Here is a 15,276-nt window from a genome sequence, read left to right as displayed (position 1 = left end):
CGAAAATTCTATCGAAAGATATTAGAGCGTGTCTGAAAAATCTCCCGCATTCCGAAATCAGAATACAGGAGATAAATAAATTTTATTTCTGAAAATATACCGCAAAGTGGGGCGTGTAGATTGCGGAAATGATTTTTCAAACAGGCGCTAGCACATCTCAGCGATTGTATAAAGCAGCTTCTCAGATTCTTCCCATCCAAGACAAGCATCTGTAATGGATTTACCATATACATGGTTTGGTCCGATCTTCTGATTGCCTGGCTCAATGTAGCTTTCGATCATAAGACCCTTTACCAGCCCACGAACATCAGAATCAACCTGACGGCTGTGAAGAACTTCTTTGGCAATACGGATCTGCTGCTCATACTGCTTGTTGGAGTTGGAATGGTTGGTATCCACGATGGTAGCCATATTCTTCAGGTTCTTAGCGGAATATTTCTCGAAAAGAAGACGAAGATCTTCGTAATGGTAATTAGGAATAGCCTCTCCGTGTTTGTTTACAGCACCACGAAGAATGGTATGTGTCAACTCATTTCCTGTAGTTTCAACTTCCCATCCCCTGTAGATAAATGTATGGCTGCCCTGAGCTGCAACAACAGAGTTCAGCATAACACTGAAGTCACCACTTGTAGGATTCTTCATTCCCGCCGGAACATCCATACCGCTGACAGTGAGACGGTGCTGCTGATCCTCAACAGAACGTGCTCCTACAGCAACATAGGAAAGCAGATCGGAAAGGTAACGCCAGTTCTCTGGGTAAAGCATCTCGTCCGCACAGGTAAATCCGCTCTCTTCAATAGCACGGATGTGCATTTTTCGGATGGCAACAAGACCGGCAAGCATATTAGGTTTTTTCTCCGGATCTGGCTGGTGAACCATTCCTTTATAACCCTCTCCGGTAGTACGAGGTTTATTTGTATAAACACGAGGAATGATTAAAACTTTATCCGCGATCTTGTCCTGAACTTTGCGAAGTCTCAGCAGATAGTCGCATACAGCATCTTCATTATCTGCAGAACAGGGACCAATGATTGCAAGAAATTTATCGGATTTTCCGGTGAATACGTCACGGATTTCCTGATCACGTTTCTCTTTCAGTGCCTTGATCTTTGCATCAATGGGATATTGGTTGCGGATCTCGTCGGGGGTTGGAAGCTTTTTGATGAATTCAAATCCCATGGTATTTTCTCCTTTTATCGGCAAAATTTATTTTCGATTCAATATTATAGACTATGATGGAAAAAATGTCGATAGGCAAATTGCGGGAATGATTTTTCAAACATGCTCCAGTCTGTTTAGATAAATGAAATGAAGCAAGGTAAGAATCAGTTGGGAAAGGAGCATTCCGTAAAAATATCCACGGATTCCAAGCACAGGAATAGAAAAGAAAACAAATCCAATTCGGATACACACTCCTGCAATATTGTGAAATAGGCAGGCATCTGGGCGCCCGAGACCGTTCAGAATACTTTCCAGTGCAGTATTTGTATAAAGAAAAGGGCAGATAAAAGCTAACGTTCTTATATAAATCCCCGCAGTTTCGCTGTGAAAAAGAAAATTTCCCAGTGATTTTCCGAAAATAAAGAAAAAGAATGTACAGAAACCTCCGAAGAAAAAGCAGTTTTCACAGGTGCGGCGGATCACATGCCGAATTTTTTTTTCATGACCGAGGGCCTGTAAACCAGCCACAGAAGGCATCAGCATAACAGAGGCAGAATTTGTCAGTGTCGCCGGGAAAAGAATCAGCGGCAGCGCCATTCCGGTAAAAATTCCGTACACAGACAGGGAATCAGTCCGATTTATTCCAGCCAGAAGCAGTCTTTGGGGAATAAGAACCATTTCGATGCCAGAGAGTAAGGTAAGCAGCAGCCGGTTGACAGAGTGGGGAACTGCAATCTGGGCGATTCCTTTTATAAGAGCATTTATGGAAGTGGCAGTATTGTTTTTGACAGAAGCTGGTTGTATATGTGAAATATATTTTACAGCAGAAGGTGAATTTCTGTGAGCACCTTTGCTCATACAGAAAAATACTCGTAAAATACGTTGAAGCAGTCCGGTGCCTGGTTTGTAATTTTCCCTGGAAAAATCCAGTCCAAGTGCCAGCATACATGCTGCAGTGGCTGTAAGCTCACTGAAAAGTGCACCTCCGGCCGCTATTACAGGGGTAATCTCTTTTTTCTGGGAAATCAGAATCAGGTAGATCACGTAAGTGCTGCCGATCCGGGAAGTCTGCTCAAGAAGCAGGATAAAAGCTGGAATTCCAGTCGTTTTTCTGGCATAATAAAAGCTGTTTACGCATGAATGCAAGGCTGAAAAAGGAAAACTAAAGGCAAGAATACGAAGCAGAACCGCAGTACGCGGCTCTTTTAACAAGGCAGAAGCCACAAAATCTGCATTCCAATAGACCAGAAAAGATAAAAGTCCGCAAAGTGCCATCGAAAGAAATGTTCCAAGAAGCAACGCATCTCTGGACTCTTTTTCTTTTCCAAGGGCAGTGAAAGAGGCACACAGCCTGGAAATAGCAGCCTGAATGCCCATACAGCAGGCTGCCAGTACGATTGCGTGAACCGGAAGCGTAAGCTGGTAAATTCCAACTCCCTGTGCACCAATAGTATGAGATAAGAATATTCTATAGAAGAAACCCATCAGGCGGCTGACAAGGCCGGTAAGAGTAAGAATCAGGGTTCCTTTGATAAAAAGTTTGTCAGACATAAGAATCCGCCTATCCTCTTCATCCTTTTAATTAGTTTATGCTGTAAATGTGCCTTGACAGAACTGTTATTATCTGGTAAAGTGGGATAGAAATCCAAGCGAAATACTAGGAAATAGAAAAGTACCTAAGGAGATAGATGAAATAACCCTTTCCCGGGAGTCTTTCATATCGAATTGATACCAATAAACCAGGAGGAAGAAAAATGGGAAAAATGATATATCTGGATAATGCGGCTACTACCAAGACCGCTCCGGAAGTAGTAGAAGCAATGCTTCCTTATTTTACCGAAATGTATGGAAATCCATCCAGCATTTACGACTTCGCATCCAAGAGCAAAGAAGGCGTCAGCAAGGCAAGAGGCCAGATCGCAGATGCACTTGGTGCCAAGAAAGAAGAAATCTATTTCACAGCTGGCGGTTCAGAGTCTGATAACTGGGCACTGAAAGCCACCTTTGAAGCATATAAATCCAAAGGAAACCACATCATCACAACCAAAATTGAGCATCATGCAATCCTTCACACCTGCGAATATCTTGAGAAAGAGCGCGGAGCGAAGATCACATATCTTGATGTAGATGAGAATGGTATTGTGAAGCTTGACGAGCTTGAGAAAGCTATTACACCAGAGACGATTCTGATTTCTGTTATGTTTGCGAACAATGAGATCGGATCTATCCAGCCGATCAGGGAAATCGGTGCAATTGCCAAAGAGCATGGCATCCTTTTCCACACAGATGCAGTACAGGCTTTTGGACAGGTGCCGATCAATGTAGATGAGTTAGGAATTGATATGCTCAGCTCCAGTGGACATAAGCTGAATGGACCGAAGGGAATCGGTTTCCTTTACATCCGCAAGGGTGTTAAGATACGTTCCTTTGTACATGGTGGAGCGCAGGAGAGAAAGCGCCGCGCAGGTACAGAGAATGTTCCTGGAATCGTAGGTTACGGCGTTGCTGCAGATCGTGCAGTCCGCACTATGAAAGAACGTACAGACAAAGAGATTCAGGTAAGAGATCATTTCATTGAAAGAATCCTGAAAGAGATTCCGTATGTGAAATTAAATGGTGACCGCACCAAACGTCTTCCAAATAACGTAAATGTAAGCTTCCAGTTCATCGAAGGAGAGTCCATGCTGCTCATGCTTGACAATTATGGCATCTGTGCATCCAGCGGTTCCGCCTGTACATCAGGCTCCCTGGATCCGTCCCATGTACTTCTGGCTATCGGACTCCCACATGAGATTGCGCATGGTTCCCTGCGTATGACCTTAAGCGAGGAGACTACCATGGAAGATGCTGATTTCGTAGTAGATAAGCTGAAAGAAATCGTAGCTTACCTGCGATCAATGTCTCCATTATATGAAGATTTTATAAAAAAACAGTAACTGTTCAGTACCTTCACAGTTACACGCTTCGCGATGCACAGAAATCATGCTTTGCATGATTTCGCGCCGACATTCTCGGGTTTTCTGTGAACTACGTTCACAAAAAACACCTCGCGGAATAGTGCCTGCTGAATAGTTAAAAAAAATAAAAAATTTGATTAAAACACTTGCCAGGAGGAAAAAAAGATGTATAGTGAGAAAGTAATGGATCATTTCCAGCATCCACGTAATGTTGGAGAAATAGAGAATGCAAGCGGTGTCGGTACAGTAGGAAATGCCAAATGCGGCGATATTATGAGAATTTTCCTGGATATCGATGACGAGACACATATTATCAGAGACTGCAAATTCAAAACCTTCGGCTGCGGTGCCGCAGTAGCAACCAGCAGTATGGCTACTGAGATGGTAAAAGGTAAAACTATTGAGGAAGCCATGAAGCTTACCAACAAGGCTGTTATGGAGGCTCTGGACGGACTTCCGCCAGTGAAAGTACACTGTTCTCTTCTTGCAGAGGAGGCTGTACATGCTGCACTGTGGGATTACGCACAGAAGCATCACATTGAGATCGAAGGTCTGAAGAAACCGAAGTCTGACATCCATGAGGGTGAAGAGGCAGAGGAAGAAGAGTATTAATAGTTACTGCGAACTGCAGTAATTATAAAGTGTCGTCATCGATACAAAAGAATAATATTTTTTACAGGAAACCGAATCCTTAAGCAGATTTATTTCGTTACAGATAAATAGGTGGTAAAGATGAGGCAGACCGTAAAGAGAATTCATCAGGGCGGATGTTATCATCTGCCCTATTTTAATACAATGGCACGAACGGTTTTTTGACCTTTTGACACTGGTATCATACAATGGGAAAAAGAGTAAAACGGAAACATCCTTAAATAAAACATAAGAATGAAGGAAGTAACGATGACAGGACTGACAAACGAACAGGTACAACAAAGAATTGAAGAGGGGAAAATCAATGTCAATGAGAACCCCAACACAAGGAGCTATAAGCAGATCGTAAGGGAGAATGTGCTTACATTTTTCAACTTTCTGAATCTGGCTCTGATGATTATGGTATTGCTGGTTGGTTCCTATAAGAACTCCATGTTCATGGGAATTATTGTGATCAATACAGTGATCGGAATCATCCAGGAAGTGCGTGCGAAAAAGACGCTGGATAAGCTGGCTATCCTTACGGAGAGCAAGGCAGTGGTCTTGCGTGAAGGCAAAAAATGGTCTATCTCCACGGAGAAGCTGGTTCTGGACGATATCCTTTTTCTGAAAACAGGAGATCAGGTGCCTGCAGATGCCAAGGTGCTTGAGGGCAGTATTGAGGTCAATGAATCCCTGCTGACCGGTGAATCGGATAACCTTCAGAAAAATGAAGGGGACGAGCTTTTTTCAGGAAGCTTTGTCACATCCGGAGAGGCCTGCTGTCAGGTTATCCACGTTGGCAAGGATAATTACGCATCTCAGATTACCAGCGAGGCGAAGGAATTTAAACGTCATAACTCAGAACTTCGTAATTCCCTGAATGCGATTCTGAAGACTATAAGTGTGATCATAGTTCCTATGGGAATGCTGTTGTTTTATAAGCAATATTACATTGCGGGAAACGGAATCCGGGATGCAGTAGTGAATATGGTGGCTGCTGTCCTTGGAATGATCCCTGAGGGACTGGTGCTCCTTACCAGTGTGGCGCTGACTCTTGGTGCGCTGACGCTGACCCGTAAGAATACCCTGGTGCAGGAATTGTATTGTATTGAGACTCTGGCGAGAGTGGATACCCTCTGTCTGGATAAAACCGGAACCATCACAGCCGGTACTATGTGCGTGGAACAGGTACAGCCCTATGTGGAAGAGATGGAGATCAAGGCTCCGGAAGCAGAAAATGAGAATATAAGCGAAAGTACAATAAATGGAACAGCGAATCAAGCTCAGAAAGTTCCAGAAATGGCAGCTGCAGAGGCGCAGTCTGAAGTATCCGTGGTTGCGGCACAATTGCAGATAGGAGTTGTTATGGGAACTACTGAACAGCTGTCAGCACAAGATCCACAGGGCAATGTCAATACTGATTTAGCCATCAGCGGCGCCCAGCCAGAATTGACCATGGGTGAGATCGAACGTGTCATGGCAAACATGATGTCCGTTTTAAAGGACAAGAACGCCACCGCAGATGCACTCCACAAACGCTTCTCCAGAAGAACGGACATGCCGGTAGATCATTGCATTCCGTTTTCCTCAGATCGCAAATACAGCGGTGTAGCCTTTAAAACAGAAGGAACTTATCTGATGGGTGCTGCCCAGTTCCTTTTCCCGGATGGAAATGAAAACTTGATCAAGCAGTGTGCTGCTTATGGAAAAGAAGGCTTACGTGTTCTGGTGTTGGCGCATAGCCCAAACCTGAATCGGGAGAATGAGCTTCCGGAAGGGTTAAAGCCGGTTGCGTTATTTATGCTTACTGACATTATCAGGGATAATGCCCCTGAAACCCTGGCATTTTTCAAAGACCAGGGCGTAGATCTGAAAGTGATCTCCGGTGATGATCCTGTGACTGTTTCTGCCATTGCAAAAAAAGCAGGACTGGAGAATGCAGATAAATACATTGATGCCACTACCATCACCACACCGGAGGATATGGAGCGTGCCGTTGCAGAGTGTTCCGTATTCGGCCGTGTAACTCCGCAGCAGAAGAAAGAGATGGTGCTTGCCCTTCAGAAACAGAAGCATACAGTTGCCATGACCGGTGACGGTGTGAACGATGTTCTGGCACTGAAAGAGGCAGACTGCAGCGTAGTTATGGCAGAGGGAAGTGACGCTGCCAAGAACATTGCAAATGTAGTGCTCATGGATTCAAATTTTGCCGCTATGCCGGAAATTGTGAACCAGGGACGCCGTGTGGTGAACAACATCCGTACCGCAGCCTCCATGTTCCTGATCAAAACTATTTTCTCTGTGCTGCTGTGTCTGATCACTATTTTCTGGGGCGATAGCTATCCGTTTGAGCCAATTCAGATGTCCCTGATCAGTGCCTGCGCAGTGGGTATCCCAACCTTCCTGCTCGCCCAGGAAAACAACTTCAACAAGATTGAGAGTGGTTTTCTGCGTTATGTATTTATGAATGCATTCCCAGCAGCAGTCACCATTACGGGATGTGTATTTACCATTATGCTGGTCTGCCAGAACGTTTACCATAGCAATGTAATGCTGAGTACAGCCTGTTTCCTGGTAACCGGATGGAACTACATGGCAGCTTTGAAGACGGTATACGCGCCTCTAAGCAGGTACAGGAAAATCATTATTTACGGTATGCAGTTTATTTTCTTCTTTGCAGCCGTATGTGTGCAGAACCTGCTTGCACTTGGCTCCCTGGAGTTCGGAATGATCATCCTGGTATTTATCCTGATGACCTTCTCTCCGGTTGTAATCGAAGTTATCACAGAATGGTGCAGATCTTTGTATAACAAGGCACATGAGAAGGAAAAGAAAGGAATTATTTCTCTGTTTTTGGAGAAAGTGCAGAAATAATGACTGACCTGGTCTTGAGTGGCAATCAAAAATAATACCTCAAGCTGAATTTGAAAAGAAACGCAAAAAATGCTTCATCGCTTGTTATGGCGATGAGGCATTTTTTTAACATGCTCTAAAAGCCGGGCTGATTTCTTCTGCCGGGTATGGAAAAACAGGGCTTCGTTATAACTTTACAAAGTTTGGTTTCCGATCTTTAAATACTGTATAATACTCAAATCCACATTCTTTCAGCACCTGCGCAGCCCTATCAAAAGCGTATCCTATTTTATCCGGTGTATGCGCGTCAGCACCAATGGTGATGATTTCGCCCCCTAGTTCTTTATAACGCCGGATGATATCCGTACATGGGTTTGGCTCTCCAAGACCGTAGTGATAACCGCCGGTGTTGACTTCCAGTCCTACATTTGTGTCTGCCAGTTTTTTCAGAATCGCATCCAGAATGTTCCGATATTTTTCATAAGAATAAAACTGGTTTTTGTTTGGACCATAGCGGACAATATAATCCAGATGTCCATAAGTGTCCATTTCATGAAATGCATCCAGATTCTCCAGAATGGATTCGAAATATTCAAGGTAGGCCTGTTCCTCGTTCCTGCCCTGGAAAAATTCCGGGTAGTAGGGGTCAGCACCGTGGACTACGTGAGAAGAACCAATCACGAAATCGAAAGGATATTCCTTTAAAAGATTGTGAAAATATTGTTTAAGATGAAGCTGCAAACCGATCTCAATACCGAAATGGATGTGAATCTGATTCTTGTAAGTTTCTTTCAGTTCGTTGAATTTAGTGTAATAGGCGGGAATATCCAGGGCAAATTCCAGGTCATCCGGAGTTGGTGGATAGTCTGGATCCAGATGCTCTGTAAAGCAGATTCCCTTAAACCCCAGTGCAATGGCCTGGCGGATCATATCCTCAGTGGGAGTGCCGGAATCTGCGGAAAATTCAGAATGCATGTGGCAGTCCCACAAAACTCCGGGAGAGTTGGAAAGTATTTTCATAATAACCTCCTTATAAATTATAAACCAAGAAAAGTATTTTAAAAATATATTTTCTGTAAATATAAAGATATATTTTATGGATAAGTGTACAGCGAAGGAACATGTGAAAAAAATTCTTCCTACACGAAAAAGAAAGGAAAAAACGTGCATAAATGCTGCCAATGTGTCATAAAAGGGACTTAATTGTCTCATTTGAGAGCAGTATATCATATCAGAGAATATTTGTGGCAATTTGCCTGTTATTTTTTTGAAAATAGGCTTGAATTTTTGTTCGGAATTAGGTACAATACGCTATAGGTTGATGTTTCTTTCACAAAGATTGAAGCACTCACATAATTTTTACCATTTAATTCATAGGAGGAATTTATCATGGCAGTAAAAGTTGCAATTAATGGTTTTGGACGTATTGGTCGTCTTGCATTCCGTCAGATGTTCGGTGCAGAAGGATTTGAAATCGTTGCTATCAACGACTTAACATCTCCTAAAATGCTCGCTCACTTATTAAAATATGACTCAACTCAGGGAAGATATGCTCTTGCAGATACAGTAGTAGCTGGAGAAGATTCCATCACAGTTGACGGAAAAGAAATCAAAATTTATGCAAAAGCTAACGCTGCTGAGCTTCCATGGGGAGAGATCGGTGTAGACGTAGTTCTTGAGTGTACTGGATTCTATACATCCAAAGACAAAGCTCAGGCTCATATCGATGCAGGTGCTAAACACGTTATCATTTCCGCTCCGGCTGGAAACGACCTTAAGACAATCGTTTACAATGTAAACCATGAGACTCTTACAAAAGAGGATCACATCATTTCCGCAGCTTCCTGTACAACAAACTGCTTAGCTCCAATGGCTAAAGCACTTAATGACCTTGCTGCAATCAAATCCGGTATCATGTGCACAATCCACGCTTACACAGGCGATCAGATGACACTTGACGGACCGCAGAGAAAAGGCGATCTGAGAAGATCCCGTGCAGCTGCAGTTAACATCGTTCCGAACAGCACAGGTGCTGCTAAAGCAATCGGTCTTGTTATCCCAGAACTGAACGGCAAACTGATCGGTTCCGCACAGCGTGTTCCAACCCCAACAGGTTCTACTACAATCCTTACAGCAGTTGTTGAAGGAAATGTAACTAAAGAGCAGATCAACGCAGCTATGAAAGCAGCTTCTAACGAGTCCTTCGGATACAACGAAGATGAGATCGTTTCCAGCGATATCGTTGGTATGAGATTTGGTTCTCTGTTCGATGCTACTCAGACAATGGTTCTTCCACTTGAGAATGGCACAACAGAGGTTCAGGTTGTTTCCTGGTATGACAATGAGAACTCCTACACAAGCCAGATGGTTCGTACAATCAAACACTTTGGTAAACTGCTTAACGCTTAATTAGTAGCAGAGTAGGGTTTTCGAATGCTGGCAAGCTATAGTTTGGCGGCATATGAATAAGACTCAGAGAAGGGTCCGGTCTGAATAGGACCGGACCCTTTTGTCTGTATAAAAAGTTAAATTTTATAAGGAGGCATAACAAGATGCTGAATAAGAAATCTGTTGATGACATCAACGTAAAAGGCAAAAGAGTCCTCGTAAGATGTGACTTCAATGTACCTCTGCAGGACGGCAAGATTACAGATGAGAACCGTCTGGTAGCAGCTCTTCCTACAATCAAGAAGCTTGTTGCAGATGGTGGAAAGATTATCCTTTGCTCTCACCTTGGAAAACCGAAAGGAGAGCCGAAACCGGAGCTTTCTCTTGCACCTGTTGCTAAACGTCTCACAGAGCTTCTCGGACAGGAAGTGAAATTCGTTCCAAGCCCGGTTGTTGTAGATGACACTGTAAAAGCAGCAGTAGCTGACATGAAAGACGGCGAGATCATTCTTCTTGAGAATACCCGTTATCGTGCAGAAGAGACTAAGAACGGTGATGAATTCAGCAAGGAACTTGCTTCTCTTTGCGATGTATTTGTAAACGATGCATTTGGTACCGCTCACAGAGCACACTGCTCTAACGTTGGTGTTACCAAATATGTAGATACAGCTGTTGTTGGATATCTGATGCAGAAAGAAATCGATTTCCTCGGAAACGCTGTAAACAATCCTGATAGACCATTCGTAGCTATCCTTGGCGGCGCTAAGGTTTCCAGCAAGATCTCTGTTATCAACAACCTTCTTGACAAGGTGGATACTCTGATCATTGGTGGTGGAATGTCCTATACATTCTCCAAGGCTATGGGCGGACACATTGGTGTTTCCCTTTGCGAGGATGATTATCTTCAGTATGCATTAGACATGATGAAGAAGGCAGAAGAAAAAGGCGTTAAGCTTCTTCTTCCGGTTGATAACAGAATTGGTGATTCCTTCTCCAATGATTGCAACATCCAGGTCGTAAAACGTGGCGAAATCCCGGATGGATGGGAAGGAATGGACATCGGACCAGAGACAGAGAAACTTTTCGCTGACGCTGTAAAAGATGCCAAGACAGTTGTTTGGAACGGACCGATGGGCTGTTTCGAAATGCCGAACTTCGCTCATGGCACAGAGGCTGTTGCCAAAGCTCTTGCTGATACAGATGCTACCACTATCATCGGTGGTGGTGATTCCGCTGCAGCTGTTAACATCCTCGGCTATGGTGACAAGATGACACACATCTCCACAGGTGGCGGTGCGTCTCTTGAATTCCTTGAAGGAAAAGAGTTACCAGGTGTAGCAGCAGCTAACGATAAATAAATAGAGCACTTAATGAAAGCAAGCTGTAAGCGCAGCTTGAATTATGTGCGAATTTGGTTCGAAGGAACTTAATGAGAGCAAGCCAACGGCGCAGACCAGCTGACTTTCATATATGGTGATGTCGCCTGCCGGCGACATGTCCGTTTAGTGAATCGAACTTCCTTATCACACAAAAGGAGATATATAAAATGTCTAGAAAGAAAATTATTGCCGGAAACTGGAAAATGAACATGACTCCAAGTGAGGCAGTTAAATTAGTTGAAACTTTAAAACCATTAGTAGCTAATGATGACGTTGACGTAGTATTCTGCGTACCGGCTATTGATATTCTTCCTGTAGTTGAGGCTGCAAAAGGCTCCAACATCCAGGTTGGTGCTGAGAACATGTACTTCGAGGAGAAAGGTGCTTTCACAGGCGAGATTTCCCCGAACATGCTTACAGACGCTGGTGTTAAATACGTAGTTCTCGGACACTCTGAGAGAAGAGAGTACTTCGCTGAGACAAGCGAAACTGTAAACAAAAAAATGCTTAAAGCATTTGAGCATGGAATTACTCCAATTATGTGCTGTGGAGAGACTCTTGATCAGAGAGAGCAGGGCGTAACTATGGACTTCATCCGTCAGCAGGTTAAAGTTGGTTTCCAGAATGTTACAGCTGATCAGGCTAAAACAGCCGTTATCGCTTACGAGCCAATCTGGGCTATCGGAACTGGTAAAACAGCTACAACTGAGCAGGCTCAGGAAGTTTGCGCAGGAATCCGTGCTTGCATCGCTGAGATCTATGATGAGGCAACTGCAGCAGCAATCCGCATCCAGTACGGCGGATCTGTAAACGCTAAGACAGCTCCGGAGTTATTTGCTCAGGCAGACATCGACGGCGGTCTTGTAGGCGGTGCATCCCTGAAACCAGAGTTCGGCGATATCGTAAACTACAAATAAATAGCTAAATTTAGCTAATGTGTCCAAGCGAGAAGTGATTTAACGCCTCTAAACACAATCAAAATTGGTACTAATTACTAATTGAGTTGTGGTTAGGGGCGTTTTATAATTTACCTACTATCACTTTTTACTATCACTTTTGAGGCTTGAAAACATCTTAAATTGAAAAAGTGATATTTGTTACATGGAGGAAGAAAAATGGCTAAAAAAATTGATGGTAGAAAAGAAAATGGTGAAGGAAACGTAAGAAAATTACCCAGCGGAAAGTATGAATGCGTAATTCAGAGTAAGTACTTGAATCCCAAGACAGGTAAGCCGAAGCGGATTAAAAGAATAGGTGATACGGAATCTGCTGCTCGTGACAAGGCTAAAATGGATGTTGCCGCATGGGAAAAGGAAATTGAACGAGGAAAAGATGTTAAAATAAATAAGGCGAAAACGTTCGGTGAATATATGAGTGAGTTTATTGAGCAAGAAGTAAAGCCGAATTTAACTGGAAGCGGATATCATTCTTATATTAGCAATCTGAATCGAAATTTTTATCCTTTTCCGATAGCGAAATATCAGTTGCATATGCTTAATGCCGTAGAGTTTGAAAAATATTATGATACTATATTGGGATTAAAGAGTAAAAAGACCTGTTCATTGCCTATGCAACTGTGCAAACGTTGTTGTAAATGGTTAGTAAATCGCAGTTTGCTGAAGGAAAATTACGCTGAACAGGTGAGCGTTAAGAGAGAGATTTCGGATGAATATAACAGGAAAAGGGAAGAAGATATAAAGAAACGTAAAAAAATTTTTACCCCAGAAGATATTCAGAAATTCTATTATGCGTACAAAAATAATATGGGACAATACCCGGTCGTTGTACTATTCTTGTTAGAAACCGGGTTGCGAGCTGGTGAATTTGCAGCATTGAGAAATGATAATATAGATCTTGAAAATAATAAGATCTATATTGTAGAAACGCGATCACTTCGATTCAAGGGCAATGATAAGAATAAAGGTATAGAATACTATACGAAAGTTCCCAAAAACAAAGAGACACGTTTTATTATGATGTCTGACTTATGCCGGGAATGTGTACTGTATATGATGGAACAGACACGACTTAAATGTAAGAATAATCCAGATAATCTGTTATATCCGACGTTTATCAATGGGAAAAGGCGTTCTAATTCTTCTATGGAGCATTCCTGTTAAGTAACAAATAACCGGTTTGCAAAAAATGAGTGCCACCTATAGAATAATGATTGTTAACTGGCCGGTTGACAAATCATCGTTCAAAGGAGACACCCACAAATGAATTATAAGCAGAATGAAAAAATCAATCAAGTAAAAGAATCAACTTTGGTAGTTGGAATTGATATCGGAAGTACGACACAGTATGCCAGAGCATTTGACTGGAGAGGCATTGAACTTGGGAAAGTCTTTACATTCAGCAACAGCAGAGAAGGTTTTGAAGCCTTTAAAGCATGGATGCAGCGTTTACAGGACAAGTACAGAAAGTCAGATGTTATCGTAGGTATCGAGCCGACAGGTCATTACTGGTTTGATCTTGGCGCTTATCTTGAGGATGAGGGCATCCTCCTGGTTATGGTTAACCCTTATGCGGTAAAGCAGACCAAGGAACTGGATGACAACAGCCAAAGCAAGAATGACAGGAAGGATCCGAAGGTGATCGCAAAGCTGGTTACCGAGGGCCGGTATTCTGCACCGTATACACCGGATGGTGTGTATGCTGATTTAAGAATTATGGTGACCAATCGTAAGAGACTCATCAGGGAGATGACCCAGATCAAAAACAGATTTGCCAGATGGTTCGCCATATATTTCCCCGAGTACACAGATGTGTTTGGGGACTATGAAGCACAGAGCAGTATGCTGCTTCTAAAGAAAGTTTGTACTCCGGAAGCAATCGTGGAACTGGGAGCCGAGAAAATCAATCAAATCTGGCGAGATGCAAAGCTTAGGGCTGTAGGAATGAAAAGGGCAACGACCCTGTGTGAGACAGCAAAACGCAGCATTGGCTTAAAGAAAGGCTCTTCGGCTGCCCAGTATGAAATGAAGCTATTGCTCGAGGATTACGAATACAAAAAGGCACAGCTTGACGCCGTTATAGAGGAGATAGAAAAGTTGTGCAGGAAGATACCCGAAAGCGAGCAGATGCTTGCCATCAAAGGTATAGGAGTGATCACGGTAGCCGGATTTCTGGCAGAAGTGGGTGATGTGAGGCGTTTCGAATCACCCAGACAGATACAAAAGCTGGCAGGACTCTCATTACGGGAGAACAGCTCTGGAAAGCACAAAGGACAGACGACCATAAGTAAAAGAGGGCGGAGTAAGCTGCGGGCAGTACTGTTCAATGCAGCGATTCCGCTGATAGCTACGAATCCAGAGTTTAAGTCATTGCATGAGTATTACACGACAAGAGCGAACAATCCGCTCAAGAAGAAACAATCCGTGATTGCAATCAGCTGTAAGCTGATACGAGTCTTTTATGCCATCCTTGCAAATGGAGTGACCTATGATGCGCAGAAGATGCTTTCTGACATTCACAGGCAGCCACAGGCAGCATAAGAAGATCAACTGTGAGATTCAGGAGACGTCCGCCGCAAGGTGCTGAAAGAAACAGAAGAATTTCATAAACATAAAGAGCCAAGTCAGATTTTTTACCATCAGAGCAGAGACTCAGCAATGGAGCATCATGACACCCCTTTATGGATAAGCAGAACGAAGGAATTAAGGACCCTGAAGTTATAGGAGATCCCGTATGATATGGGAGGTTAGGCTGCCGTAAGGAGTTGGGGAAGAGAGGCCGATCATAGCAGAATAAGACGACGTCTTGTTTTGTGTACCCTAAACATCCGTATATCCATGATTTATGGCCAAGGGGAATGACATAGACTTAGAAGTAATCTCTATGAAAAAATGAAAATGTGAGAAAAAGCGAGTTAACAAGAGAAAAACAAAGATTATTATGGGAGG

The 15,276-nt window shown here is 43.2% G+C and carries 11 protein-coding genes; 8 read left to right on the top strand and 3 right to left on the bottom strand.

What is annotated here, in order from left to right; genetic code table 11:
* Positions 1-147 precede the first annotated feature (147 nt).
* Positions 148-1,179, bottom strand: coding sequence for a 3-deoxy-7-phosphoheptulonate synthase (locus tag PGQ38_RS11770; protein ID WP_118580970.1), 1,032 nt, complete (start codon positions 1,177-1,179; stop codon positions 148-150).
* A 96-nt stretch (positions 1,180-1,275) separates the two neighbouring features.
* Positions 1,276-2,712, bottom strand: coding sequence for an MATE family efflux transporter (locus PGQ38_RS11765; RefSeq protein WP_204453282.1), 1,437 nt, complete (start codon positions 2,710-2,712; stop codon positions 1,276-1,278).
* Positions 2,713-2,915: 203 nt separating this feature from the next.
* Between PGQ38_RS11765 and nifS the strand changes: the two genes are divergently transcribed.
* The 3 genes from nifS (at position 2,916) to PGQ38_RS11750 (ending at position 7,625) form a co-directional block, all read left to right on the top strand.
* Positions 2,916-4,097 (top strand): cysteine desulfurase NifS, encoded by a 1,182-nt coding sequence (gene nifS, locus PGQ38_RS11760; RefSeq protein WP_118580964.1) that lies wholly within the window; start codon positions 2,916-2,918, stop codon positions 4,095-4,097.
* A 186-nt stretch (positions 4,098-4,283) separates the two neighbouring features.
* Positions 4,284-4,730, top strand: coding sequence for a Fe-S cluster assembly scaffold protein NifU (nifU, locus tag PGQ38_RS11755; protein ID WP_118580961.1), 447 nt, complete (start codon positions 4,284-4,286; stop codon positions 4,728-4,730).
* 288 nt (positions 4,731-5,018) lie between these two features.
* Positions 5,019-7,625 carry a cation-translocating P-type ATPase gene (locus tag PGQ38_RS11750; RefSeq protein WP_204453280.1) on the top strand — a complete coding sequence of 869 codons (2,607 nt, stop codon included), beginning with the start codon at positions 5,019-5,021 and terminating at the stop codon, positions 7,623-7,625.
* A gap of 165 nt (positions 7,626-7,790) precedes the next feature.
* Here PGQ38_RS11750 and PGQ38_RS11745 read toward each other — a convergent pair whose 3' ends face one another.
* Positions 7,791-8,624 carry a histidinol-phosphatase HisJ family protein gene (locus tag PGQ38_RS11745; protein ID WP_204453278.1) on the bottom strand — a complete coding sequence of 278 codons (834 nt, stop codon included), beginning with the start codon at positions 8,622-8,624 and terminating at the stop codon, positions 7,791-7,793.
* 369 nt (positions 8,625-8,993) lie between these two features.
* On the opposite strand from PGQ38_RS11745, the gene gap reads away from it, so the two are divergent.
* From gap to PGQ38_RS11720, 5 genes are all read left to right on the top strand, one after another.
* Positions 8,994-10,013 (top strand): type I glyceraldehyde-3-phosphate dehydrogenase, encoded by a 1,020-nt coding sequence (gap, locus tag PGQ38_RS11740; RefSeq protein WP_117851616.1) that lies wholly within the window; start codon positions 8,994-8,996, stop codon positions 10,011-10,013.
* A gap of 143 nt (positions 10,014-10,156) precedes the next feature.
* Positions 10,157-11,350: a phosphoglycerate kinase gene (locus PGQ38_RS11735; protein ID WP_118580955.1), complete on the top strand. Its 1,194-nt coding sequence runs from the start codon at positions 10,157-10,159 to the stop codon at positions 11,348-11,350.
* A gap of 188 nt (positions 11,351-11,538) precedes the next feature.
* Positions 11,539-12,288 (top strand): triose-phosphate isomerase, encoded by a 750-nt coding sequence (gene tpiA / locus PGQ38_RS11730; protein WP_204453277.1) that lies wholly within the window; start codon positions 11,539-11,541, stop codon positions 12,286-12,288.
* A gap of 198 nt (positions 12,289-12,486) precedes the next feature.
* A complete protein-coding gene (locus PGQ38_RS11725; RefSeq protein ID WP_270431850.1) occupies positions 12,487-13,491 on the top strand; it encodes a site-specific integrase in 1,005 nt (334 codons plus the stop codon).
* A gap of 99 nt (positions 13,492-13,590) precedes the next feature.
* Positions 13,591-14,868: an IS110 family RNA-guided transposase gene (locus PGQ38_RS11720; RefSeq protein ID WP_118701149.1), complete on the top strand. Its 1,278-nt coding sequence runs from the start codon at positions 13,591-13,593 to the stop codon at positions 14,866-14,868.
* Positions 14,869-15,276 lie beyond the last annotated feature (408 nt).

It is taken from the genome of Blautia faecis (genome assembly GCF_027662325.1).
In the GTDB taxonomy this organism is placed as follows: domain Bacteria; phylum Bacillota; class Clostridia; order Lachnospirales; family Lachnospiraceae; genus Blautia_A; species Blautia_A faecis.
The sequence above is the reverse complement of the archived record's forward strand: the minus strand, read 5'-3'. Positions and strand labels throughout refer to the sequence as shown.

What these genes read in the sequence shown, in the direction of transcription:
- PGQ38_RS11770 (WP_118580970.1), bottom strand. Translation starts at nt 1,179, where the DNA reads ATGGGATTTGAATTCATCAAAAAGCTTCCAACCCCCGACGAGATCCGC.
- PGQ38_RS11765 (WP_204453282.1), bottom strand. Translation starts at nt 2,712, where the DNA reads ATGTCTGACAAACTTTTTATCAAAGGAACCCTGATTCTTACTCTTACC.
- nifS (WP_118580964.1), top strand. Translation starts at nt 2,916, where the DNA reads ATGGGAAAAATGATATATCTGGATAATGCGGCTACTACCAAGACCGCT.
- nifU (WP_118580961.1), top strand. Translation starts at nt 4,284, where the DNA reads ATGTATAGTGAGAAAGTAATGGATCATTTCCAGCATCCACGTAATGTT.
- PGQ38_RS11750 (WP_204453280.1), top strand. Translation starts at nt 5,019, where the DNA reads ATGACAGGACTGACAAACGAACAGGTACAACAAAGAATTGAAGAGGGG.
- PGQ38_RS11745 (WP_204453278.1), bottom strand. Translation starts at nt 8,624, where the DNA reads ATGAAAATACTTTCCAACTCTCCCGGAGTTTTGTGGGACTGCCACATG.
- gap (WP_117851616.1), top strand. Translation starts at nt 8,994, where the DNA reads ATGGCAGTAAAAGTTGCAATTAATGGTTTTGGACGTATTGGTCGTCTT.
- PGQ38_RS11735 (WP_118580955.1), top strand. Translation starts at nt 10,157, where the DNA reads ATGCTGAATAAGAAATCTGTTGATGACATCAACGTAAAAGGCAAAAGA.
- tpiA (WP_204453277.1), top strand. Translation starts at nt 11,539, where the DNA reads ATGTCTAGAAAGAAAATTATTGCCGGAAACTGGAAAATGAACATGACT.
- PGQ38_RS11725 (WP_270431850.1), top strand. Translation starts at nt 12,487, where the DNA reads ATGGCTAAAAAAATTGATGGTAGAAAAGAAAATGGTGAAGGAAACGTA.
- PGQ38_RS11720 (WP_118701149.1), top strand. Translation starts at nt 13,591, where the DNA reads ATGAATTATAAGCAGAATGAAAAAATCAATCAAGTAAAAGAATCAACT.